The sequence below is a fragment of the Burkholderia semiarida genome (assembly GCF_029268935.1).
In the GTDB taxonomy this organism is placed as follows: domain Bacteria; phylum Pseudomonadota; class Gammaproteobacteria; order Burkholderiales; family Burkholderiaceae; genus Burkholderia; species Burkholderia semiarida.
Map to the genome: position 1 here is coordinate 351,006 of NZ_JAHLCL010000003.1, position 24,452 is coordinate 375,457.

General features: G+C 68.3%; 21 protein-coding genes. 18 read left to right on the forward strand and 3 right to left on the reverse strand.

All coding sequences use genetic code 11. The features are described 5' to 3' along the window. Positions 1-62 precede the first annotated feature (62 nt). The 5 genes from KPB06_RS05375 (at position 63) to KPB06_RS05395 (ending at position 6,303) form a co-directional block, all read left to right on the forward strand. Positions 63-962: an SPOR domain-containing protein gene (locus KPB06_RS05375; RefSeq protein ID WP_104011854.1), complete on the forward strand. Its 900-nt coding sequence runs from the start codon at positions 63-65 to the stop codon at positions 960-962. A gap of 70 nt (positions 963-1,032) precedes the next feature. Continuing rightward, a complete protein-coding gene (locus KPB06_RS05380) occupies positions 1,033-1,671 on the forward strand; it encodes a thiol:disulfide interchange protein DsbA/DsbL (protein WP_011694426.1) in 639 nt (212 codons plus the stop codon). A gap of 19 nt (positions 1,672-1,690) precedes the next feature. Continuing rightward, the gene (locus KPB06_RS05385; protein WP_059585389.1) at positions 1,691-2,464 is read left to right on the forward strand and encodes an SDR family oxidoreductase; all 774 of its coding nucleotides are present in this window, start codon (positions 1,691-1,693) and stop codon (positions 2,462-2,464) included. A 407-nt stretch (positions 2,465-2,871) separates the two neighbouring features. Then, positions 2,872-4,467: an ABC transporter substrate-binding protein gene (locus KPB06_RS05390; RefSeq protein WP_124659242.1), complete on the forward strand. Its 1,596-nt coding sequence runs from the start codon at positions 2,872-2,874 to the stop codon at positions 4,465-4,467. 192 nt (positions 4,468-4,659) lie between these two features. Then, entirely contained in the window at positions 4,660-6,303 is a 1,644-nt protein-coding gene (locus tag KPB06_RS05395; RefSeq protein WP_275906084.1) for an ABC-F family ATP-binding cassette domain-containing protein, read from the forward strand. A 16-nt stretch (positions 6,304-6,319) separates the two neighbouring features. Here the strand turns inward: KPB06_RS05395 and KPB06_RS05400 are convergent, their stop codons facing one another. Continuing rightward, positions 6,320-7,399 (reverse strand): MBL fold metallo-hydrolase, encoded by a 1,080-nt coding sequence (locus KPB06_RS05400; RefSeq protein WP_275906083.1) that lies wholly within the window; start codon positions 7,397-7,399, stop codon positions 6,320-6,322. Positions 7,400-7,702: 303 nt separating this feature from the next. Between KPB06_RS05400 and aceK the strand changes: the two genes are divergently transcribed. The 12 genes from aceK to KPB06_RS05460 all read left to right on the forward strand — a co-directional run bounded on the left by aceK (position 7,703) and on the right by KPB06_RS05460 (position 20,161). Continuing rightward, positions 7,703-9,520, forward strand: a complete 1,818-nt coding sequence (gene aceK / locus KPB06_RS05405) for a bifunctional isocitrate dehydrogenase kinase/phosphatase (RefSeq protein ID WP_059585394.1) — start codon at positions 7,703-7,705, stop codon at positions 9,518-9,520. Positions 9,521-9,575: 55 nt separating this feature from the next. Beyond that, on the forward strand, positions 9,576-10,346 hold the full coding sequence (gene can, locus KPB06_RS05410) for a carbonate dehydratase (protein ID WP_275906082.1): 771 nt from the start codon (positions 9,576-9,578) through the stop codon (positions 10,344-10,346). 102 nt (positions 10,347-10,448) lie between these two features. Continuing rightward, entirely contained in the window at positions 10,449-11,126 is a 678-nt protein-coding gene (locus KPB06_RS05415; protein WP_059585396.1) for an SDR family oxidoreductase, read from the forward strand. 39 nt (positions 11,127-11,165) lie between these two features. Then, a complete protein-coding gene (locus tag KPB06_RS05420) occupies positions 11,166-11,603 on the forward strand; it encodes a YchJ family protein (RefSeq protein WP_275906081.1) in 438 nt (145 codons plus the stop codon). Positions 11,604-11,709: 106 nt separating this feature from the next. Next, positions 11,710-12,981: a dienelactone hydrolase family protein gene (locus KPB06_RS05425; RefSeq protein ID WP_060966589.1), complete on the forward strand. Its 1,272-nt coding sequence runs from the start codon at positions 11,710-11,712 to the stop codon at positions 12,979-12,981. A 148-nt stretch (positions 12,982-13,129) separates the two neighbouring features. Next, positions 13,130-13,519: a helix-turn-helix domain-containing protein gene (locus tag KPB06_RS05430; protein ID WP_226290322.1), complete on the forward strand. Its 390-nt coding sequence runs from the start codon at positions 13,130-13,132 to the stop codon at positions 13,517-13,519. Then, positions 13,519-14,868 carry a type II toxin-antitoxin system HipA family toxin gene (locus KPB06_RS05435; protein WP_275906080.1) on the forward strand — a complete coding sequence of 450 codons (1,350 nt, stop codon included), beginning with the start codon at positions 13,519-13,521 and terminating at the stop codon, positions 14,866-14,868. The genes KPB06_RS05430 and KPB06_RS05435 overlap by 1 nt, the downstream gene beginning before the upstream one ends. Positions 14,869-15,250: 382 nt before the next feature. Continuing rightward, the gene (gene bioA / locus KPB06_RS05440) at positions 15,251-16,597 is read left to right on the forward strand and encodes an adenosylmethionine--8-amino-7-oxononanoate transaminase (RefSeq protein ID WP_275906079.1); all 1,347 of its coding nucleotides are present in this window, start codon (positions 15,251-15,253) and stop codon (positions 16,595-16,597) included. After that, positions 16,594-17,781, forward strand: coding sequence for an 8-amino-7-oxononanoate synthase (gene bioF, locus KPB06_RS05445; RefSeq protein WP_059641326.1), 1,188 nt, complete (start codon positions 16,594-16,596; stop codon positions 17,779-17,781). Before bioA ends, bioF begins: the two co-directional genes overlap by 4 nt. Beyond that, positions 17,778-18,497 carry a dethiobiotin synthase gene (gene bioD, locus KPB06_RS05450; RefSeq protein ID WP_059585402.1) on the forward strand — a complete coding sequence of 240 codons (720 nt, stop codon included), beginning with the start codon at positions 17,778-17,780 and terminating at the stop codon, positions 18,495-18,497. Before bioF ends, bioD begins: the two co-directional genes overlap by 4 nt. A 41-nt stretch (positions 18,498-18,538) precedes the next feature. Beyond that, complete coding sequence (gene bioB, locus KPB06_RS05455; RefSeq protein WP_059585403.1) at positions 18,539-19,558, forward strand: biotin synthase BioB; 1,020 nt, start codon at positions 18,539-18,541, stop codon at positions 19,556-19,558. A 201-nt stretch (positions 19,559-19,759) separates the two neighbouring features. After that, entirely contained in the window at positions 19,760-20,161 is a 402-nt protein-coding gene (locus tag KPB06_RS05460; protein ID WP_059585404.1) for a hypothetical protein, read from the forward strand. A 29-nt stretch (positions 20,162-20,190) separates the two neighbouring features. Here the strand turns inward: KPB06_RS05460 and KPB06_RS05465 are convergent, their stop codons facing one another. Further along, the gene (locus KPB06_RS05465) at positions 20,191-20,916 is read right to left on the reverse strand and encodes a copper homeostasis protein CutC (protein ID WP_059608800.1); all 726 of its coding nucleotides are present in this window, start codon (positions 20,914-20,916) and stop codon (positions 20,191-20,193) included. 232 nt (positions 20,917-21,148) lie between these two features. After that, positions 21,149-22,435 (reverse strand): sensor domain-containing phosphodiesterase, encoded by a 1,287-nt coding sequence (locus KPB06_RS05470; protein ID WP_059585406.1) that lies wholly within the window; start codon positions 22,433-22,435, stop codon positions 21,149-21,151. Positions 22,436-22,743: 308 nt separating this feature from the next. Here KPB06_RS05470 and KPB06_RS05475 point away from each other — a divergent pair, with 308 nt between their 5' ends. Further along, positions 22,744-24,411, forward strand: coding sequence for a Na+/H+ antiporter (locus tag KPB06_RS05475; RefSeq protein ID WP_060010340.1), 1,668 nt, complete (start codon positions 22,744-22,746; stop codon positions 24,409-24,411). Positions 24,412-24,452: the final 41 nt, after the last annotated feature.

A 24,452-nucleotide genomic window follows, 5' to 3' on the forward strand; every position in this document is an offset into this window, starting at 1 on the left:
TTGCCCGCCGTCGGGCGCCCGTCGCAGCCCTCTCACGATTCTTTTTGCAGGTGACTCAAGCAATGGCACAACCACGCCGAACTTCGAAGCAATCGAAACAAGCCGGAGGGACATTTCTTGGAATCGTACTGGGCCTGATCGTCGGCCTCGCGATCGCCGTGGTGGTGGCGCTCTACATCACGCGTTCGCCGTCGCCGTTCGTGTCGAAGGTCGCGCCGCCGCAGGCCGACAACGGCGCGAGCCAGCCGCAGCAGTTCGACCCGAACCGCGCGCTGCAGGGCAAGACGCCCGGCCAGCCGGTGCCGCAGGCCGCGCAATCCGCACCGCCGAACACCGCGCCCGGCCAGGCCGCGAACCAGACTCAGGGCGGCGGCCTGCTGCCCGAGCCGCAGATCGTCGAAGTGCCGCCGTCGGGCAACGCGAACGGCGCCGCTGGCTCGAGCAACGCCACCGCGTCGAACAATCCGTCGTCGGGCAACGGCGTCGCCGTCGCACCGAAGCCGGCCGACACCACGCCGCCGCCGAAGAAGACGCAACAGGCGCAGCAACAACAGCAGCAAGGCGGTGAGGACGACCTCGCACGCTTCGCCGCGCAGAAGCAGGCGCAGCAGGCCGCCGCGCAAAAGCAGCAGCAACAGCAGCAGGCCGCGAACACGCCGAAGCCGACGTCGTCGGCCGCCGCCGCGGCGGCAGCGGCGAAGCCGCCGACCGCGAACGACGCGAACACCGGCTACTTCCTGCAGGTCGGCGCGTACAAGACGGAAGGCGATGCCGAACAGCAGCGTGCGCGCCTCGGCTTCCAGGGCTTCGAGTCGAAGGTGTCGAAGCGCGACGTCAGCGGCGTGACCTATTTCCGCGTGCGCGTCGGCCCGTTCTCGAAGTTCGAGGATATGAACTCGGCCCGTCAGCGCCTGTCCGATGCAGGTGTCGACACGGCGGTGATCCGCTTCACGAAGCAGTAAGCCAACCGGCCGCGCCCACGCAGAACCCGTTACGTTCCGTAACCCGAGCAACCGATTCGACGTTCACAACATGAAAAAACTGCTTAGCACGCTCCTTCTGTCCCTGGGCCTGGCCGCCGGCCTCGCCCAGGCTTCGCCCGCCGCGCCGGCCGCCGGCAAGGATTTCGAGGTGATGAAGTCGCCGCAGCCGGTGTCGGCGCCGGCCGGCAAGGTCGAGGTGATCGAGTTCTTCTGGTACGGCTGCCCGCACTGCTACGAATTCGAGCCGACGATCGAGGCCTGGGTGAAGAAGCAGGGCAACAACATCGACTTCAAGCGCGTGCCGGTCGCATTCCGTGACGATTTCCTCCCGCACTCGAAGCTGTTCTACGCGGTGTCCGCGCTCGGCATTTCCGAGAAGGTCACGCCGGCGATCTTCAACGCGATCCACAAGCAGAAGAACTACCTGCTGACGCCGCAGGCGCAGGCCGACTTCCTGGCCACGCAGGGCGTCGACAAGAAGAAGTTCATGGACGCGTACAACTCGTTCAGCGTGCAGGGCGAGGTGAACCAGTCGGCCAAGCTGCTGAAGGACTACGCGATCGACGGCGTGCCGACGGTCGTCGTCCAGGGCAAGTACAAGACGGGACCCGCTTACACGAACAGCATCCCGGGTACCGCCCAGGTGCTCGACTTCCTCGTGAAGCAGGTTCAGGACAAGAAGCTCTGATCCCTGCCCGCGCGCCGGCATGACTACTCCGCTGAAGGTCTTCATCACCGGCGCGTCGAGCGGCCTCGGCCTCGCGATGGCCGAGGAATACGCCCGCCAGGGCGCCACGCTCGCGCTCGTCGCGCGCCGCACCGATGCACTCGATGCGTTCGCGCGGCGGTTCCCCAAGCTCTCCATCTCCGTCTATTCCGCCGACGTGCGCGACGCCGATGCGCTGGCCACCGCCGCCGCGTCGTTCATCGCCGCGCACGGCTGCCCCGACGTCGTGATCGCGAACGCGGGCATCAGCCAGGGCGCCGTCACGGGCCAGGGCGACCTCGCGACGTTCCGCGACGTGATGGACATCAACTACTACGGGATGGTCGCGACGTTCGAGCCGTTCGTCGGCCCGATGACGGCCGCGCGCCACGGCACGCTGGTCGGCGTCGCGAGCGTCGCCGGCGTGCGCGGGCTGCCCGGCTCCGGCGCGTACAGCGCGTCGAAATCGGCCGCGATCAAGTATCTCGAATCGCTGCGCGTCGAGTTGCGCCCGGCCGGCGTCGGCGTCGTGACGATCGCGCCCGGCTACATTCGCACGCCGATGACCGCGCACAATCCGTACCGGATGCCGTTCCTGATGGACGCCGACCGCTTCGCCGCGCGCGCGGCGCGGGCGATCGCCCGGCAGCACGCGTTCCGCGTGATTCCGTGGCAGATGGGCGTCGTCGCGAAGGTGCTGCACGTGCTGCCGCGCTGGCTGTACGACCGCCTGTTCGAGAAGGCGCCGCGCAAGCCGAAGGCCGGCGCGCACTGAGTGCGCCGCGGATCCGGCGTGCGCGTCGCCGGGTCCTGTCGGGCCTTGGCCCGATCTGCCTCGCCATACCGCGCGAATCCGCGCGGGCCTCTACCTTCGTGTCGCGCCACATACCGCGCACCGCTGCCGCGATCCTGCCCGTTCCGTCGCTCGCGCCGCGCATTCGCAGCCGCCCGCCTCGCCCCTCGCCTGCCGCGCCGCGCTCGCCCTCCCCGCACGGCCGCATCAACACCCGTTCCGTCGCCATCGCAGCCTTTTTTCGGTCAATTCGTCGCGTTCCGGCGCCTTTTTCCACGCGTCGCGCGCTTTGACGGTATCCTATTCGCCAGCCGCGCCGGCCCTGCCCGCTGCCGGGCCGCGCCCGCCTCCGTCATCCAGCGAAAAACACAAGCCACGTGGGAGATCCTATGCACGTCAAGCTATTCGCCGCGGCCGCCGTGGCCGCGGCCCTTGCCGCTCCCGGCCTCGCCGCCGCCAAGCCGCTCACCGTCTGCACGGAATCGAGCCCGGACGGCTTCGACGTCGTGCAGTACAACTCGCTCGTCACGACCAACGCGTCGGCCGACGTGATCTTCAACACGCTCGTGTCCTACGACGAAGCCGCGAAGAAGGTCGTGCCCGCGCTCGCGGACAAATGGGAAGCGAGCGCCGACGGCCTCACGTACACGTTCCACCTGCGCCCGAACGTCGCGTTCCAGACCACCGACTACTTCAAGCCGGGCCGCCCGCTGAACGCGGACGACGTCGTGTTCACGTTCACGCGAATGCTCGACGATGCGAATCCGTGGCACAAGGTGGCCGGCGCGAGCGGTTTTCCGCATGCGCAGTCGATGGGCCTCGTGAAGCTCGTGAAATCGGTGACCAAGGTCGACGACAGCACGGTGAAGTTCGTGCTGAACGAGCCGAACGCGACGTTCGTGCCGATCCTGACGATGGGCTTCGCGTCGATCTACTCGGCCGAGTACGCGGACCAGTTGCTCAAGGCCGGCAAGCAGGCCGACCTGAACGCGAAGCCGGTCGGCACCGGCCCGTTCGTGCTGAAGAGCTATACGAAGGACGCACTGATCCGCTACGACGTGAACCCGACCTACTGGGGTGCGAAGCCGAAGGTCGATCGATTGATCTACGCGATCACGCCCGATGCATCGGTGCGCATGCAGAAGGTGAAGGCCGGCGAATGCCAGATCGCGCTGTCGCCGAAGCCGCAAGACGTGCTCGCCGCGAAGGGCGACAGCGCGCTGAAGGTCGTGCAGACGCCCGCGTTCATGACCGCGTTCGTCGCGCTGAACACGCAGAAGAAGCCGCTCGACAACGACAAGGTGCGCGAGGCGCTGAATCTCGCGTTCGACCGCGCGACCTACCTGAAGGTCGTGTTCGACAACACCGCGACGGCCGCGAACAATCCGTATCCGCCGAACACGTGGAGCTACGCGAAGGACATCGCGCCGTATGCGTACGATCCCGCGAAGGCGAAGCAGTTGCTCGCGCAGGCCGGCTTCCCGAACGGCTTCTCGACGACGATCTGGACGCGCCCGACCGGCAGCGTGCTGAACCCGAACCCGAAAGCCGGCGCCGAGCTGCTGCAAGCCGACCTCGCGAAGATCGGCGTGAAAGCGGAAGTGAAAGTGATCGAATGGGGCGAACTGATCAAGCAGGCGAAGCTCGGCCAGCATGACATGCTGTTCATGGGCTGGGCCGGCGACAACGGCGATCCGGACAACTACCTGTCGCCGCTGTTCAGCTGCAACGCGGTGAAGTCGGGCATCAACTTCGCGCGCTTCTGCGATGCGCAGCTCGACAAGCTGATCGCCGACGGCAAGTCGACCGCCGACCAGGCCAAGCGCGCGAAGCTCTATGAAAGCGCGCAGAAGATCATCCACGACCAGGCGCTGTGGATCCCGCTCGGCTACCCGACCGCGGCCGCGCTGACGCGCACAAACGTGAGCGGCTATCACGTGAGTCCGTTCGGACGGCAGAACTTCGCGACGGTCGCGGTGCAGTAACCTCGCGTGGCGCGCAAGCGACGGCGCACATGCCGCTCGCTTGCGGCCCGCGCGCCGCGCTTGCTACACTGCGCGCTCATTCCTCACACCGGACGCCAGCCAAAGTGAACAACTAAGCCTTCCCGAAATGTTTTCGCCGCCCGTGCCACGCACGCCGCGCGCGAAGGTCTTCACGCATTTTTGGAGGTGCTTATGGCTGCAGCCACGCCCACCGGCGCGCTCGTCGCGCTTCATCACGTTTCCTTCCGCTTCGACGACGGCGTCACGCTGTTCGATTCGCTCGACCTGACCATCGATCGCACGCCGACCGGCATCGTCGGCCGCAACGGCGTCGGCAAGAGCGTGCTCGCGCAACTGATCGCGGGCCGCCGCGCGCCGAGTGCGGGGACGGTCGAGCGACATGCGCAGGTCGTCTACGTCGCGCAGCAGCACGACCACGACGCCACGGCCGCCCCGCGATCCGTCGCGCAGATCGCCGCGCTCGATGCGCCGCTCGGCGCGCTCGCGCGTCTCGCGGACGGCCGCGCGGGGCCGCACGACTTCGACCTGATCGGCGATCGCTGGGATCTCGCGGAGCGGCTGCGCGCGGCGCTCGACGCGGCTGGCCTGCACGATGTCCGCGCCGACACGCCCGCGCACACGCTGAGCGGCGGCCAGCTCGCGCGCGTCGCGCTGATCGGCGCGCTGCTGTCCGGCGCCGGCCTGCTCGTGCTCGACGAACCGACCAATCATCTCGACGCACCGGGCCGCGCGTGGCTGCGCACGGCGCTCGACGGCTGGCGCGGCGGCGTGGTCATCGTGAGCCACGACCGTGCGCTGCTCGCCGGCGTGCAGCGCATCGTCGAGCTGACGCCGCACGGCGCGCGCTCGTACGGCGGCAACTACGCGCTCTACCGTGCGCAGCGCGACGCGCAACAGGAAGCCGCGCAAGCGGCGCTCGACCATGTGCGCACCGAGCGCGAGCGCGTGCGGCGCAGGCTCGAACAGGAACACGACACGATCCAGCGCCATGCGGCCGCGTCGCTGCGCGACGCGAAGGCGGCCAACCTGTCGTCGATGGCGCGCCAGCGCCGCAAGGGCGCCGCGCGCGCCATCATGGGGACGGTCCGGCGTCATCAGAGCGACTTCAAGGCGACGCTCGACACGCGCGTGCAGGAAGCGGCCGCGCGCGTCGAAACCGACGCGCCCGTACTGGTGTCGCTGCCGGGCACGGAGGTCAGCGCGCGCCGCCAGCTGTTCACGCTCGAACGCGCGCAACTGCCGTGGCGCGTCGCGGGCGACGCCGACGCGATCACGTGGTCGGCCAGCGGCGCCGTGCGCATCGCGCTGACGGGCCCGAACGGCTGCGGCAAGTCGACGTTGCTGAGGATGCTCGCGGGCGAGCTGGCGCCGCGCTCAGGCACTTGCACGACGCACGTGAGCGCCGCGTATCTCGACCAGCGGCTCGCACTGCTCGACCCGGAGCGCTCGATCGTCGAGCAACTCGGGCTGCTCGATACGCCGCTCGCCGAAGGCGACCTGCGCAGCCGTCTCGCGCTGCTGCAGCTCGACGCGACACGTGCGACGCAACCGGCGCGGCAACTGAGCGGCGGCGAACGGCTGAAGGCCGCGCTCGCGTGCGCGTTGTGGCGCGGCACGCCCGCGCAACTGCTGCTGCTCGACGAGCCGACCAATCACCTCGATCTCGAATCGGTGCGTGCGATCGAAGCCGCGCTGGCGGGTTTCCCGGGCGCGCTCGTGGTCGCGTCGCACGACGCCGCGTTTCTCGCGGCGCTCGAACCGACGCACACGATGCAGTGGCATCCCGACGGATGGCGTTACGAACCCGTCGTGTAACGATGACGAAGCGCGCTCAGCTGGCGGCGCGGAACCGCAGCACGCCGTCGTCACCCTGCTCGCGCACGAGTTCGCCCGCGAGCCACAGCAGGTTCAGGTGCGCGAGCGCCTCGCCGAGCGCGAACGTCATCTGGTGGATGTCGAGCTCGCGGCGGCGGAACATGATCGGCACGATGTCGGCCGCGCTCATCGACTTTTCCGCGCACGCGACGCGCACTTCGGCCAGGCGCGCATCGTGGTGTTCGCGCAGTTGCGCGATGCGCGTGCGCACGCCGCGGAACGGCTTGCCGTGCGACGGCAGCACGAGCGTGTCGGGCGACATCGTCTCGTAGCGGCCGAGCGATTCCAGGTACAGCGCGAGCGGGTTCGCTTCGGGCTCGAGGTCGAACACCGACACGTTCGTCGAAATGCGCGGCAGCACCATGTCGCCGGAAATCAGCACGCCGTCGGCTTCGCTGTGAAGCGCGCAATGTTCAGGCGAATGGCCGAAGCCGGTGACGACGCGCCACGTGCGCGCGCCGATCGTCACCTCGTCGCCTTCGCGCAGGCGCCGGTAGCGCGGCGGCACGGCCGGCACCAGATCCGAGTAGTAGCTGCGGCGGTTGCGCAGCTTGTCGAGCGCGGCCGGATCGGTCAGGCCGTGGCGCGCGAAGTGATCGGCGGCGGCCGCGCCGCCCGCGTTCGACCCGTTGCCGGCCGCCATCAGGCAGCCGAACAGGTATTCGCCGAGCGTCATCCACAGCCGCACGTTCCAGCGGCCCTTGTCGCCGCCTTCGCACAGCCAGTTCGCGAGGCCGAAGTGATCGGGGTGGCAGTGCGTGACGAGCACGCGCAGCACGGGCAGGCCGTCGAGCTGCGTGTCGAAGATCTGCTCCCAGTGCGTGCGGATCGCGTCCGACGCGATCCCGCAATCGACGACCGTCCAGCCGGCCTGCCCGTCGATCTCGTCGCGCAGCAGCCAGAGATTGATGTGATCGAGCGAGAACGGCAACGGCATGCGCAGCCAGCGCACGCCGGGCGCGACCTCGAACGTGTCGCCCGCGGCGGGCAGCGTATCGGCGAAGGGGTAGTCGAGTTGGTGTTCCAGGGCATTCATCGGTGGGGCGTCTCGTCGTTATCGGTGCGAAGGCGCGCCGGCGGCAGGGTGCGGCGGGCGGTGCGTCGATTCTATCGCCGTCGCGCGAAACACGTGCCCGGCCCCTGCCGACGCGCCAAAAAAAGTTCGTGTCAGAATCGGTTCCGTACCCGTATCTTTACGCGAAGATGCATTGAACGGCGCCCAACGGCGATCAACACGCCGATTGACGACCATTCGCGCATCACCGCGAAAGTCATTGAAACGCCGACTTGGGCGCTAAAATGGCGAGTGCTTACAGCCCCTTGAACGAGCCTGCACGCGATGAATCACTTCCCCAAACTGCTGTCGTCGCAGATCGGTTTCGACGTCGCGCAGACGATGCTCGAATACTTCGATCGCCATTACCGGATCTTCCGCGAGGCGGCGGTCGATGCGAAGACGCTGTTCGAGCGCGGCGACTGGCACGGGCTGCAGCGGCTCGCGCGCGAGCGGATCACGTCGTACGACGATCGCGTGAAGGAATGCGTCGAGGTGCTGGAAGACGAATACGACGCGGAGAACATCGACGACGAAGTCTGGCAGCAGATCAAGCTGCACTACATCGGCCTGCTCACGTCGCACCGCCAGCCCGAGTGCGCGGAAACCTTCTTCAATTCGGTGTGCTGCAAGATCCTGCACCGCTCGTATTTCAGCAACGATTTCATCTTCGTGCGCCCGGCGATCTCGACCGAGTATCTGGAGAACGACGAGCCGGCCGCGAAACCGACGTACCGCGCGTACTATCCGGGCACCGACGGGCTCGCGGCCACGCTCGAGCGCATCGTCACGAACTTCCAGCTCGAGCCGGCGTTCGAGGATCTCACGCGCGACATCGGCTGCGTGATGCAGGCGATCGACGATGAATTCGGCCACTTCGACGAAGCGCCGAATTTCCAGATCCACGTGCTGTCGTCGCTGTTCTTCCGCAACAAGAGCGCGTACATCGTCGGCCGCATCATCAACGCCGACCGCGTGCTGCCGTTCGCGGTGCCGATCCGCCACGTGCGCCCGGGCGTGCTCGCGCTCGATACCGTGCTGCTGCGCCGCGAGCAGTTGCAGATCATCTTCAGCTTCTCGCATTCGTACTTCCTCGTCGACATGGGCGTGCCGTCCGCGTACGTGGAGTTCCTCTGCACGATCATGCCGGGCAAGCCGAAGGCCGAGATCTACACGTCGGTCGGGCTGCAGAAGCAGGGCAAGAACCTGTTCTACCGCGACCTGCTGCACCATCTGTCGCATTCGAGCGACCGCTTCATCATCGCGCCCGGGATCAAGGGCCTCGTGATGCTCGTGTTCACGCTGCCGTCGTTCCCGTACGTGTTCAAGATCATCAAGGATCAATTCCCGCCGCCGAAGGAAACGACGCGCGCGCAAATCATGGAGAAGTACCAGCTCGTGAAGCGCCACGACCGCCTCGGGCGAATGGCCGACACGCTCGAGTATTCGAGCGTCGCGCTGCCGCTCGCGCGGCTCGATCATGCGCTCGTGCGTGAACTCGAGAAGGAAGTGCCGTCGCTGCTCGAGTACGAGGACGACAAGCTCGTGATCAAGCACCTGTACATCGAGCGCCGGATGACGCCGCTGAACCTGTACCTGCAGAACGGCAGCGACGCGGACGTCGAGCACGGCGTGAAGGAATACGGCAACGCGGTGAAGGAGCTGATGAAGGCGAACATCTTCCCCGGCGACATGCTGTACAAGAACTTCGGCGTCACGCGCCACGGCCGCGTCGTGTTCTACGACTACGACGAGATCGAGTACCTGACCGACTGCAACGTGCGGCGCGTGCCGCCGCCGCGCAACGAGGAAGACGAGCTGTCCGGCGAACCGTGGTATACCGTCGGCCCGCACGACATCTTTCCGGAGACCTACGGGCCGTTCCTGCTCGGCGACCCGCGCGTGCGCAGCGTCTTCATGAAGCATCACGCGGACTTTTTCGATCCGGCGCTGTGGCAGGCGAGCAAGGACAAGCTGATGCAGGGCGAATTGCCCGATTTTTATCCGTACGATGCGGCCCTGCGCTTTAGCGTGCGCTACCCTGCGCGCTTCGGCGCGACGGGCCTCGACGACGGCGCGGGCGACGCACAGCGCGCCGCCTGACGCCGGCAACACCGAATCCGATATCGACCGATTTCCGCCAACGGAAGCCACACCGATGACTACTCCAGACAATCCGCTTTCACATCTGTTCGACAACAACGATGCCTGGGTCAAGCGCCAGCTCGCCGACGATCCCGATTTCTTCGCACGACTCGCCGACCAGCAGGCGCCGGAATATCTGTGGATCGGCTGCTCGGATTCGCGCGTGCCGGCGAACCAGATCATCGGCCTGCCGCCGGGCGAAGTGTTCGTGCACCGCAACATCGCGAACGTGGTCGTGCACAGCGACCTGAACTGCCTGTCGGTGATCCAGTTCGCGGTCGACATCCTGCGCGTCAAGCACATCATGGTCGTCGGCCACTACGGCTGCTCGGGCGTGAACGCGGCGCTGCACAACCGCCGTGTCGGCCTCGCGGACAACTGGCTGCATCACGTGCAGGACGTACGCGAGCGCCATGCGGCGCTGCTCGACGAATGGCCGGTCGGCGAAGCGCGTTACCGTCGCCTGATCGAGCTGAATGCGATCGAACAGGTCGTCAACGTGTGCCGCACGACGATCGTCAACGACGCGTGGGCGCGCGGCCAGTCGCTCACCGTGCACGGGCTCGTGTACGGCGTGCATGACGGCCGGATGCGCAACCTCGGGATGGCCGTGTCGAACTTCGACGCGCTCGACTCGACTTACCGGCGCTGCGTGGCCGCGCTCACCGCCGGCGGCGAGCATGCGCCGGACAACGACATGGTCGCGGCGGACGCCGCCCGGCTCGAAAGCGTCGCGCAGGCGGTCGCCGCGACGCTCAAGCCGTGCGACGACGCGCAGCAGTAACGCGCCAGCCGCCGGGCGGCGGCTGCGACGCGGCCGCGGCACGCGTCGAACGGATCTGACAACGGCACTGCCTCGGTGGCGCCACCGCAAGGAGCGACAGGCATGAAAACCGTATTGATCGTCGGCGCATCGCGCGGCCTCGGCCGCGAATTCGTCCGGCAATACCGGCGCGACGGCTGGAACGTGATCGCCACCGCGCGCGACGCGGCGTCGCTCGATGCGCTGCGCGCGCTCGGCGCGCAGCCGCATGCGCTCGACATCGCGCAGCCCGAGCAGATCGCGGCGCTCGGCTGGAAGCTCGACGGCGAGCGGCTCGATGCGGCCGTGCTCGTGTCCGGCGTGTACGGGCCGCGCACCGAGGGCGTCGAGACGATCACCGCCGAGGATTTCGACGCGGTGATGCACACGAACGTGCGCGGGCCGATGCAGCTGCTGCCGATCCTGCTGCCGCTCGTCGAGGACGCGCGCGGCGTGCTGGCCGTCGTGTCGAGCCGGATGGGCAGCATCGCCGAGGCGACCGGCACGACCGGCTGGCTGTACCGCGCGAGCAAGGCCGCGCTGAACGACGCGCTGCGCATCGCTTCGCTGCAGACGCGCCATGCCGCGTGCATTTCGCTGCATCCCGGCTGGGTGCGCACCGACATGGGCGGCGCGCAGGCCGCGATCGACCCGGAAACGAGCGTGACCGGCATGCGTCGCGTGATCGCCGAATCGGGTTCCGACGTGTCCCAGGCGAACGGCCGGTTCTTCCAGTACGACGGCGTCGAGCTGAGCTGGTGAGCGGCACCGGCAACCGATCGTTGTTAATTCACATTTCGCATGATTTTGAACCGACCTGACGCGTGCCCGTGCGGCGGCGCGTCTCCCGCGCCCGCCCGCAAAGCCCCGGCGCCGCGCTACGCGGCCTGCTGCGGCCGTTTCATCGACGGCGGCGAGGCCGCCGCCACCGCACTCGAATTGATGCGTTCGCGGTATAGCGCGTACGTGCTCGGCGCGACCGATTACCTGCGCGCGACGTGGGCCGCGCGCACCTGCCCGCCCGATCTCGACACCGACCCGGAAGCACCGGACGCGCCGCGCTGGCTCGGCCTCGCGGTCAAACGCCACGTGCCGCTCGACGAGCGGCACGCGGAGGTCGAATTCGTGGCGCGCTACAAGGTTGGCGGGCGCGCTTACCGGCTCCACGAGACGAGCCGTTTCGAGCGCGACGAGCACGGTTTCTGGCGTTATGTCGACGGCGAAGTAAATGAACGCTGACAAATAGTTGCCATGTCAGACGCCGGGTAATTCCCGCATTGCACAACCTGATTTTGTCGGGCTACGATGGCCTCGAATTGGTCATGTTGCATGGCAGGGCTTACGGATGGCGTTCAGCAAGGTATTGGTGGGATGGATGGCGGCCTGTGCGCTGTCGGCCGCTCAGGCCGGTACGCTGCCGGGCGCCGCTACGGGGGCGGGCGCCAGCGGATCGCTCGCGCACGCCGAGCGCTTCGACTACGCCGACGCGAACCTGCCGCAGGTCGCCGCCGACCTCAACGAACAGATCCTGCGCATTCCGGCCGATGCTTCGGGCGCCGTCACGCTCGAGGCGACGCTCTTCAAGCCGAACGGCCCCGGCCCGTTCCCGCTCGTCGTCTTCAACCACGGTAAAAATACCGGCGATCTCCATCTGCAGCCGCGCAGCCGGCCGCTCGCGTTCGCGCGCGAATTCGTGCGGCGCGGCTATGCGGTGATCGCGCCGAATCGCCAGGGCTTCGCCGGTTCGGACGGCACGTACCGGCAGGAAGGCTGCAACGTCGGCAAGAACGGGCTCGCGCAGGCCGCCGACGTCGACGCGACGGTGCGCTACATGTCGCGCCAGCCGTACGTCGATGCGTCGCGCATCGTCGTCGCCGGCACGTCGCATGGCGGGCTCGTGTCGGTCGCATACGGCACCGAAGCGGCAGCCGGCGTACGCGGCATCATCAACTTCTCCGGCGGGCTGCGCCAGGACCTGTGCGACGGCTGGCAGCGCAATCTCGTCGATGCGTTCGACCAGTATGGCGCGCATACGGCCGTGCGGTCGCTGTGGCTGTACGGCGACAACGATTCGGTATGGACGCCCGCGCTCGTCGCCCAGATGCACGATGCGTACGTGTCGCACGGCACGCAAGCCCGCTTCATCGATTTCGGCCGCTACAAGGACGACGCGCACCGGCTGATCGTCGATCGCGACGGCGTGCCCGTCTGGTGGCCGGCCGTGAACGCATTCCTCGCCGAACTGAACCTGCCGACCGCGGTGCGCTATGCGGTCGCGAACCCGCACGAGCCGAAGGCCAGCGGCTATGCGTCGATCGACGCGGTCAACGCGGTGCCGTACGTCGACGAAGCGGGCCGCGAAGGCTATCGCCGCTTCCTGAACCAGCATCCGAGCCGCGCGTTCGCGGTGTCGTCGGAAGGCGCGTGGTCGTGGGCCGAAGGCGGCGACGACCCGATGGCGCTCGCGCTCGACAACTGCGCGAAGCAAGGCGCGGGCGCGTGCCGGCTGTACGCGGTCAACGACCGCGTCGTGTGGAACGCCAGCCCGACGCAGACGGCCGACAACGGCGACGATCACATCCGCGACACCGATACGCGCGCGCTGGCTTCGCGCTGACGCGCGGCTGTCGTTCTTCCCGCCTCGCACGCCCCGTCCTTTCAAGGTCATCGCGGCACGCTCCCGCCTGCTCGTCAAATCGAGCACTCACCGCGTAATGCTCGTTTTTACGCGCAATCGGCTTGAATTCGAGCTGGCATGATCTATCATGATCGTTATTTCGATCATAATCGACTTAACGATCGATTTTACGAGCATGAAGGTCAATCAAGCTGCGGCCGCCAGCCCCACCGTTCTCGCGGAAGCCGCGCGTGTCGGAGAAGCGCTCGCCCGTCTGCGCATCTCGCGGCGCATCCAGCAGAGCGAGGCGGCCACCCGGGCCGGGCTTTCACGCAATACCGCCTATCGCATCGAGAAAGGCGATCCTGGCGTCGCGCTGGGACAGTGGCTGCGGTATCTCGACGCGATTGCACCGGAAACGACCCTGCTGGAACTGCTCTCCGGAACAGACCCGTCGCTCAAGGCACAGGCGGCCCGCGAACGCAGTCGACGCGTACGATCTCTCACGGACAACGAACTCAAGGATCTTGATTTCTGATGGTCGCCGTCGTCAAAAGACTCGCCGTGTTTGCCTATCTCGACGATGACTGGGCACCCGCGGGGCTGCTTCAAATGACCGAAGACGGTGCGGATCTACAGGCATCGAGCTTCGCGTACGGGTTGCGCTATATCGATCGGCCCAACGCCATCGAAATCGACCCGGTGAGCCTGAGTCTGGCGAGAAAGAACGAGACACGCGGCAAGATGAACTTCCCGGCGGGCGGGTTGACGCAGTTCGGCGGGATTCGCGACGCCGCGCCCGATGCATGGGGACGGCGTGTCATCGAAGCCAAACTCAAAGTCCGGGCCAACACACTGCCCGAATCCACCTATCTCCTCCACGCGGGCAGTCAGCGGATTGGTGCGCTCGATATCCGGGCGAATCTGGACACCCCTCCAGGCCCGCAAGCCGGCAAGGGCCTGCACAGGCTCGAATATCTGATCGATTCGGCAGCGCGCATCGAGGAAGGCGAGCCCGTGCCGGCCGAACTCGAAGCCATCTTCGTACAGGGCAGCGGTCTCGGCGGCGCCCGGCCAAAGGCTACGGTGCGGGACGAAAACGGCGTGCTTTGGCTGGCCAAATTCCCGAGTCGTAGCGACCGGCTGAACGTGACGGTCATCGAAGAGGCCACGCTTCGTCTTGCGGCCCGGTGCGGCATTCGGGTCCCACCTACCCGCATCGTCGACGTCGGCGGCCGACAAGTCATGTTGATCCGCCGATTCGACCGGTACTGGACTCACCCCGAATTCGACGCCCTTCGAGGGGACGACGCGCTCTATCTGCCTCCCCGTGCCGGGGCAACCGAGCGAAGAGTGCCCTTCGCGAGCGCATTGACGCTGGTCGGCTGTTCCGAGATGGAATCGATGGAGAAAAGTTATCAGGACGTGGCTCACGCGATCCGGCAGCACGGGCACGTGGACGCAATTCGAGCCGACAACCGGGAACTGTTCAAGCGGATGGTCTTTAACATCCTCGTGAGCAACGACGATGACCATTTGCGCAACCACGGATTCATTCGCGACCCGCGTCTCCCCGGCTGGCGTCTCAGCCCGTTATACGATGTTCTGCCCCGGCCGAGCACTGCACACGAGCGCTATCTCCACCTCGGCATCGGCCCGCAGGGGCGGCTCGCCACCCTGGATAACGCGTTCAATGCCCGGGATGCATTCGGCCTTTCGAAATCAGACGCCGGACTCGCGATTGCTGAAGTCTGGCAACCGACACGCGAATGGAAGACGTGTTTCGAAGAGCATGGCGTGCCTGACAAGGAAGTCGACAAGATTGCGCCGGCGTTCCGTCACATCGACCACGTGGCCGACGCGGCACTTCGCAAAGCATTGCCCTGAACCTGACCGCTCGATTTCGCTCAGTGGTCCGGCATTGCACCACCCGGTCGATCGACCCTGCGCGCAGCAAGTTCGCCCCTTGTCGCCGCCAACACCGCACCATCATCCTTCCCCATATTTCGCTGCCCGGCCGCCCCGCCCCGCGATTTTTTTCTGTCGGGGGGTGTCACTCGACCGTCGTCATCTGCGTGCATTTCGGCCGATCCGCCGCGTTCCGTTCCGAGCCCCCCCGAACTGCGCCGAACTCCCGCCCAGCAAGGCTGCGCGGCGTTTGTAACCGCTAGTGCAACGTCCGGCGGAACACGCTAATCTCTGCGCGTTTCGTATCCCGCCGCGCGGCCCCCGTCGATACCGCGCGGCCGTTTTACCCCCCGGAGTCGCCTTGAGTACGCCAGCCACCGACGACTGGGTCGCGCGCAGCCTGCGCGCGGTCTGGCACCCCTGCACCCAGATGAAGCATCACGAGCGCCTGCCGCTCGTCCCCGTCGCGCGCGGCGCGGGCGTGTGGCTGGTCGACCGTGACGGCCGCCGCTACTTCGACGCGATCAGCTCGTGGTGGGTCAACCTGTTCGGCCATGCGAACCCGGACATCAACGCGGCGCTGAAGGACCAGCTCGACACGCTCGAGCACGCGATGCTCGCCGGCTGCACGCACGAACCGGCGATCGAGCTCGCCGAACGGCTGCACGCGCTGACCGCCCGCACGCTCGGCCATGCGTTCTTCGCGTCGGACGGCGCGTCGGCCGTCGAGATCGCGCTGAAGATGAGCTTCCACGCGTGGCGCAACCGCGGCCGCGCGAACAAGCAGGAATTCGTCTGCGTCGCGAACAGCTATCACGGCGAGACGATCGGCGCGCTCGGCGTGACCGACGTCGCGCTGTTCAAGGATGCGTACGATCCGCTGATCCGCCACGCTCACGTGGTCGCGTCGCCCGATGCGCGCGGCGCGCTGCCGGGCGAGACGGCCGCCGACGTCGCGGGCCGCGCGCTCGCGGACGTGCGGCGCCTGTTCGTCGAACGCGGCGACCGGATCGCCGCGCTGATCGTCGAGCCGCTCGTGCAGTGCGCGGCCGGCATGGCCATGCACGATCCGTCGTACGTGCGCGGGCTGCGCGCACTGTGCGACGAATTCGGCGTGCACCTGATCGCCGACGAGATCGCGGTGGGCTGCGGCCGCACGGGCACCTTCTTCGCGTGCGAACAGGCGGGCGTCTGGCCCGATTTCATGTGCCTGTCGAAAGGAATCAGCGGCGGCTACCTGCCGCTGTCTCTGGTGCTCACGCGCGACGACGTGTTCGCGTCGTTCTACGACGACGACACGACGCGCGGCTTCCTGCACTCGCATTCGTACACGGGCAACCCGCTCGCGTGCCGCGCGGCGCTCGCGACGCTCGACCTGTTCGCGCGCGACGACGTGCTCGCGAGCAACGCCCGCAAATCGGCGACGCTGCGCGCGGCGCTCGCGCCGCTGGGCGCCCATCCGCACGTACGCCACCTGCGCGAGCGCGGCACGCTGTTCGCGTTCGACGTCGCGCTCGACGGCGACGCGGCGCACGGCTTCTCGCGGCGGTTCTTCGAGCGCGCGCTCGAACGTGAACTGCTGCTGCGCCCGATCGGCACGACCGTGTACCTGATGCCGCCGTACGTGATGAGCGACGACGACATCGCGTGGCTCGCGCGGCGCACGCGCGACACGCTCGACGCCACGCTGGAGGATCTCGGCCGATGAGCCTGCTCGACACCCTGCAACGCGGCCTCGCCGACCTCGACGCGCAAGGGCTGCGCCGCGTGCGCCGCATCGCCGACACCGCGTGCGACGCGCGCATGACCGTGAACGGCCGCGAGATCGTCGGCTTCGCGAGCAACGACTACCTCGGCCTCGCCGCGCATCCGGCGCTCGTCGCCGCGTTCGCCGAAGGCGCGCAGCGCTACGGCTCCGGCAGCGGCGGCTCGCACCTGCTCGGCGGCCATTCGCGCGCGCACGCCCGGCTCGAGGACGAACTCGCGGGCTTCGCGGGCGGCTTCTCCGATGCGCCGCGCGCGCTGTACTTCAGCACCGGCTACATGGCGAACCTCGCGGCGATGACCGCGCTCGCCGGCAAGGGCGCGACGATCTTCTCCGACGCGCTGAACCATGCGTCGCTGATCGACGGCATGCGGCTGTCGCGCGCGAACGTGCAGGTCTATCCGCACGCCGATACCGCCGCGCTCGCCGCGCTGCTCGACGCATCGGATGCGGAAACGAAGCTGATCGTCAGCGACACCGTGTTCAGCATGGACGGCGACATTGCACCGCTCGCCGAACTCGTCGCGCTGGCCGAACGCCACGGCGCGTGGCTCGTCGTCGACGACGCGCACGGCTTCGGCGTGCTCGGCCCGCAGGGTCGCGGCGCGCTCGCGGCCGCCGCGCTGCGTTCGCCGCATCTCGTGTACGTCGGCACGCTCGGCAAGGCGGCCGGCGTCGCCGGCGCGTTCGTGATCGCGCACGAAACCGTGATCGAATGGCTGATCCAGCGCGCGCGCAGCTACATCTTCACGACGGCCGCGCCGCCGGCCGTCGCGCACGCGGTATCGGCGAGCCTGAAGGTGATCGCGGGCGACGAAGGCGACGCGCGCCGCGCGCACCTCGCCGCGCTGATCGAACGCACGCGCGCGCTGCTGCGCAACACGCGCTGGCAGCCGGTCGATTCGCACACGGCCGTGCAGCCGCTCGTGATCGGCAGCAACGACGCGACGCTCGCCGCGATGCGCGCGCTCGACGCGCACGGCCTGTGGGTGCCCGCGATCCGGCCGCCGACGGTGCCGGCCGGCACGTCGCGGCTGCGCGTGTCGCTGTCGGCCGCGCATTCGTTCGACGATCTCGCCAGGCTCGAAGCCGCGTTGATCCAGGCCAGCGAGGAGGCCGCAGCATGACCGCCCCGCTCTCCGTCTTCGTGACCGGCACCGACACCGAAATCGGCAAGACCTTCGTGTCGGCCGCGATGCTGCACGGCTTCGCGCGGCACGGGCTGCGCGCGGCCGCGCTGAAGCCGGTCGCGGCCGGCGCGTACGAACGCGACGGCGTGTGGCGCAACGAGGACGCCGACCAGCTCGACGCCGCCGCGAACGTCGTGCTGCCGCCCGAGCTGCGCACGCCGTTCCTGCTGAAAGCGCCGGCCGCGCCGCATATCGTCGCCGCACGCGAAGGCGTGACGCTCGACCTCGACACGATCGTCGCGTGCCATCGCGAAGCGCTGACGCGCGCGGACGTCGTCGTCGTCGAAGGCGTCGGCGGCTTTCGCGTGCCGCTGAACGACACGCAGGACACCGCCGATCTCGCGGTCGCGCTCGGCCTGCCCGTCGTCCTCGTCGTCGGCGTCCGGCTCGGCTGCATCAGCCACGCGCTGCTGACGGCCGATGCGATTCGCCAGCGCGGCCTCACGCTCGCGGGCTGGGTCGCGAACCACGTCGACCCGGCGATGTCGTTCGCCGACGAGAACGTCGCGACGATTGGCGACTGGCTCGCGCGCGAGCACCGCGCGCCGCTGATCGGCCGCATCGCGCACCTGACGCCGGCCGCCCCCGAATCCGCCGCGGCGATGCTCGACATCGCCGCGCTCGTCGAGTCGCTGCGCGCCGCGCGGCCTTGACCCAACCGATCCCCCAATCCCGCCCAGGACAGGAAAAAGAAATGACCCAAGCCCAGACCGCCGCCGTGCAACCCGACGCGATCCCCGTGGCCGCTCCGGCGCCGCAGCGCTGGCGCGTCGCCGACGTCGTCGCGCTGTTCGAGCTGCCGTTCAACGACCTGATGTTCCGCGCGCAGCAGGTGCATCGCGAGCACTTCGACGCGAACGCGGTGCAACTCTCGACGCTGCTGTCGATCAAGACGGGCGGCTGCGAGGAAGATTGCGGCTACTGCTCGCAGTCGTCGCATCACGACACGGGCCTGAAGGCCGAGAAGCTGATGGACGTCGACGCGGTGCTCGACGCCGCGCGCGCGGCGAAGGCGAACGGCGCGAGCCGCTTCTGCATGGGCGCCGCGTGGCGCAACCCGAAGGAGCGCCACATGCCGGCGCTGACCGAGATGGTGCGCGGCGTGAAGGAGCTCGGCCTTGAGACCTGCATGACGCTCGGCATGCTGGAAGACGAGCAGGCCCGGCAGCTCGCCGACGCGGGCCTCGACTACTACAACCACAACCTCGACACGTCGCCGGAGTTCTACGGCCAGGTGATCTCGACGCGCACGTACCAGGACCGCCTCGACACGCTCGACCGCGTGCGCGACGCGGGCATCAACGTGTGCTGCGGCGGCATCATCGGGATGGGCGAGTCGCGCCGCGAACGCGCGGGGCTGATCTCGCAGCTCGCGAATCTGAACCCGTATCCGGAATCGGTGCCGATCAACAACCTCGTCGCGATCGAAGGCACGCCGCTCGAAGGCACCGCGCCGCTCGATCCGTTCGAGTTCGTGCGCACGATCGCGGTCGCGCGCATCACGATGCCGAAGGCCGTCGTGCGCCTGTCGGCCGGCCGCGAGCAGCTCGACGACGCGATGCAGGCGATGTGCTTCCTCGCCGGCGCGAACTCGATGTTCTACGGCGACCAGTTGCTGACGACCAGCAACCCGCAGACGCAGCGCGACCGCGCGCTGTTCGAGCGCCTCGGCATCCGCGCGAGCCAGGCCGACGCGCTGGCGGAACACGCGTAAGCGGTAGCAAGTGGGACGCGTACTGTGCGCAAATGGAGAAGCCGGGCGCGCCCCGGCTTTTTTCATGCTTTGTCAAATTGCGTTACCGATCGCGAGCAGCGACGCAAACTTCGCACTAACATTGCGTCTCCGCTGCGATCGCCGGGTGCAACGAATACCCGTCGGACGTGCGGGTATCCAGTTACATCCGGGGAAACACGAATGAAGAAAACAGCACTGACGCTGCTCGCCCTCGTCGCCACGACCGCGCATGCCGCGGCACCGAAATGCTCGACGCAGACGCTGAACGGACACACCAGCGAACTATGCGTGACCAGCGTACCGTTCCAGCACGACTACTACACGCTCAAGGTCGACCGCGCGCTGATCTTCGTCTTGCCGGACGACTATATCGAAGACGTTGCCCTCACGCACACGATCCCGAAGGATGCGGCGATCGAATTCCCGCTGTCGCAGCAAGGCACGCCCACCGTGAAAATCTCCGGCGGCTGCACGCCGGTCAGCGAAACACAGGACGGCCACGCGATCGAAGTCGGTCGACGCTGTTCGTTCAAATGGGGCAACGTCGAGATCCTGAAGGATCTGGCGATTCGTTACGACTGATACACGCCGTCGAGTGCGTCGCGGCAGCATCACACGTGCGACGCCGCGCCGTCGAGCGCCGCGCGCACGCGCTCGACGCGCTGTCCGTCGACGGGCGCCAGCACCTCGCCGCGCGGCCGCACGCCCGAGCCGAAATGCACCGCGCGCACGCCGGTGGCGCGAACGAAATCGCCGACCGCATCGATCGTGAGCCCCGAACCGGCCAGCACCGTGCAGGTCGTGCCTGCCGCCTGCCGCACGAGCCGCGTGATCGTCGCGGCCGCGTCGAGTACCGACGGATGGCCGCCCGACGTCAGCACGGACGTGACGGCCGGCACGCGCAGCAGCGCATCGAACGCGGCGTTCAGGTCGCGCGCGACGTCGAACGCACGGTGGAACGTGAGCGGGCGCCCGTCCGCGGCGGCCGCGACGCGGGCCAGCGCGCCGAGATCGATGTCGCCGCGCGCGTCGAGCGCGCCGAACACGACGCCGTTCGCGCCGGCCGCGACGGCCGCACGCACGTCGCGCTCGATCGCGCGCATGTCGTCGGCGTCATAGACGAACGAGCGGCTGTGCGGACGCACGATCACGTTGACGGGAATCGGCACGGCGGCCACGACGGCCTCGATCAGGCCGACGCTGGGCGTCAGCCCGCCTTCGGTGATCGCGGTCACGAGTTCGAGGCGGTCGGCGCCCGCGCGGGCGGCGGTCCTTGCATCGCCGACGGTCGTGGCGATCACTTCGAGGAGGACGGAAGAAGCAGCGGGTCGGTTCATGGCGGCTTGCGAATCGTCAGGACAATTCGCGCATCCTAGCCGAGCCGCGTGACGGACGCCAGCGTGCCGGCGGCCGCGTACTTCCGCCGCGTACTTCTGCCGCGTATTTCAGCCGCGTATTTCAGCCGCGCCGCATGCGCCACACGCCGACGCGCGCGGACACCGCCGTCACCGCCGTGGCGGGCACGAACCGGAACGGCGCGGCCGCTCGCCGCGTGCGAGCCGCACCTCGCTACGCGACTTGCGCGTCCTCGTCGATCCAGTCGATGTCGCCGCACAGCACGCGCTGCGCGTCGCCGACGCGCACGGCCACCGACAGCGTCACGCACGGCTGCGCCTCGTTGATCGACAGGTACGGCCGCGTGACCTGCACGCGCCCCGGTTCGGCGATCGCCGAGCGGAAATACGGCCGGCGCAGCCAGTTCGCGCCCTGCGCGTCGGCCAGCGGCGAAAAGCGCGCCTCGGCCAGCGCGCGATCGGCGCGCAGCACGACGTTGCGGCCCGACTGCCGGCCGTGCGCATCGAGCAGGAAGCAGCGCGCGGCCGCGTCGAGCGCGAGGAAGTTCCAGCACACCTCGTCGAGCGGCTCGCCGGCCTCGAGGCGCTCGGCGGCCCGTTCGAACGCGCGCAGGTACGGTGCGAGCCGCTGCGCGTCGCGCCGCTCGCGCGCTTCGGTCTGCTGACGATAGCGCTCGGTCAGCTCGCCGATGCAGCCGGTCGCGGTCGCGCTGTCGGGCAGCCCCGGCGCCGGGCGGCCGAAGTAGTAGCCCTGCACGAAGTCGGCCTCGCACGACAGCGCGATCTGCGCTTCGTGCTCGGTCTCGATCCCTTCGACGAGCACGAGCTTGCCGGCCTCGTGCAACAGCGTCACGAGCCCGTGCAGGATCGCGGTGAGCCCCGTACGGTGCGCCGCGTGCGACAGCATGATCCGGTCGAGCTTCACGATGTCCGGGTTCAATTGCCAGATCCGCTCGAGATTCGAGTGGCCCGCGCCGAAATCGTCGAGCGCGATCAGGAAGCCGTGCGTGCGGAACTCGCGCACGGCCTCCGCGAGCCGCTCGACGTCGTCCGCGCGCTGTTCGAGCACTTCGAGCACGATGCGCCGCGGCGGCATGCCGAGCCGCTTCAGGTTCGCGAGCAGCGCGGCCGCCTGGAACGGATCGGTGAGCACGCCCGGGTGGACGTTGAGAAACAGCCACTCGCGCTCGGCGCCGAGCAGCGCGAAGTTCTCCAGATGCAGCGCCTGCGCGAGCCGGTCGAGTTGCAGCAGTTCGCCCTGGCGCGCGGCTTCGCCGAACACGTCGAGCGGCGACACGGCGCGGTCGAGCGCATCGTGCGCGCGCAGCAGCGCCTCGTAGCCGACCGCGCGCTGGTGCGACAGGCTGAATATCGGCTGGAACACGGTCGTGAGCGTCAGGTCGCGGTGCTGCGTCGCGAGCCGTTCGAAGCCGGAGCTCATCTCCCGCTCGAACCGGTACGGCGACGCGGCGGCCGGACGCTCCTGTTGCACGATCGTCATGCCTTCCTCCTGGTGGTGCAGTCGAACGCGACGTCCGGCGTCATGGACGACGACCGGGACGGCGCGCGCAATGTCATGGTTGGACCCTCGGTTGCCCGACACGTGCCGGGCGGCTGCCCACCTTCAAGCAAGCTCCGTGCAAGGCGTGCGGAACCCATGCGCCGCATGGCCGCGCCGCGCCGCCGCACCATCGTGGCGCGCCATCCGCGCACCGTTTCCGTGCGCACGCACCGGCCGCTCGAACGCATCCGTTACGTCGGCACGCTACACTCCGTACGATCGTTTCATTCCCCGCATCCGCCGTCTCGATGGAAATCGTCTTCACCGTCCTCATTCTGCTGCTGACCGTCGCGCTATCCGGCGCCGTCACGCGCATCCTCCCGTTGCAACTGCCGCTGCCGCTGATGCAGATCGCGTTCGGCGCGATGCTCGCGTGGCCGAAGCTGAACCTGCACGTCACGTTCGACCCCGAGATCTTCATGCTGCTGTTCATCCCGCCGCTGCTGTTCGCGGACGGCTGGCGGATTCCGAAGCGCGAGCTTTACCTGCAGCGCCGCGCGATCCTGATGCTCGCGTTCGGGCTCGTGTTCATGACGGTACTCGCGGTCGGCTACTTCGCACACTGGCTGATTCCCGAGTTGCCGCTGCCGATCGCGTTCGCGCTCGCGGCCGTGCTGTCGCCGACCGACGCGGTCGCGCTGTCGGGCATCGCCGGCAAGGGTCGCATTCCACCGCAACTGATGCACATTCTCGAAGGCGAGGCGCTGATGAACGACGCGTCGGGCCTCGTCGCACTGAAGTTCGCGATCGCGGCCGCGCTGACGGGCGTGTTCTCGCTGCGCGCCGCGTCGGTCACGTTCGTGATCGTCGCGGCCGGCGGGCTCGCGACGGGGGCGATCGTCGCGTGGTTGTTCAGCGCGCTGTCGACGCGCTTCCTGAACGCCGAGCAGGAAGGCGACCCGGCGCCCGGCATCGTGATGACGCTGCTGGTGCCGTTCGCGGCCTACCTGTTCGCCGAGCATCTCGACCTGTCGGGCGTGCTCGCGGCCGTGTCGGCCGGGATGATGATGAACTACACGAGCTTCTCCCGCAAAAGCACCGTCGCGTCGCGCGTGCGTGCCGAAAGCACGTGGGCGATGATCGAGTTCGTGTTCAACGGCATGGTGTTCATCATGCTCGGGCTGCAGCTGCCGCACATCATCGGCCGCGCGCTCGTCGACGCGCACCACACGAGCGACGTGCTGGTCGGCCGCATGATCTTCAACGTGGGCGCGATGATGCTCGCGCTGTACGCGATCCGCTTCCTGTGGGTATGGCTGCTGCGCTGGTTCGCAAGCCGCCGCGCCGCGCGTCGCGGCCTCGCCGGCACGATGGCCGGCGTGCGCACGATCGCGGTGATGACGGTGGGCGGCGTGCGCGGCGCGGTCACGCTCGCCGGCGTGCTGTCGATCCCGGTCGCGCTGTCCGACGGCGCACCGCTGCCGGGCCGCGACACCGCGATCTTCATCGCGTCGTCCGTGATCCTCGGCTCGCTGATCGTCGCGGTGATCGGCCTGCCGCTGCTGCTGCGCGGCGTGCGCTCGTCGCGCAACCCGCTCGGCGACGAGGAGCGCATCGCTCGCTCGGCCGCCGCGCAGGCCGCGATCCGCGCGATCGATTCGTCGCACGATGCCATTTCGGCCGAGCTCGACGAATCGGGCGCGGCCCGCTGCGCCGACATCTCCGCACGCGTGATGGACCAATATCGCCGCCGGCTCGCCGCGCTCGCCGACGACGGCCCCACGCCGCGCGCGGAAGCGAAGCAGGCCGAAACGATGGAATTGCAGATGCGGATCGCGGCCGTGCGCGCGGAACGCTCGGCGCTGTACCGGCTGCGCAGCGACAGCAAGATTTCCGACGAAACGCTGACGAAGCTGCTTCGCGAGATCGATCTGTCGGAAACCGCGCTGTCGACGCGCAAGAAAGGCATTCTTTGAAGGATCGACCGCGGCCCGCGCGCAGCTGCCGACGGGCATAA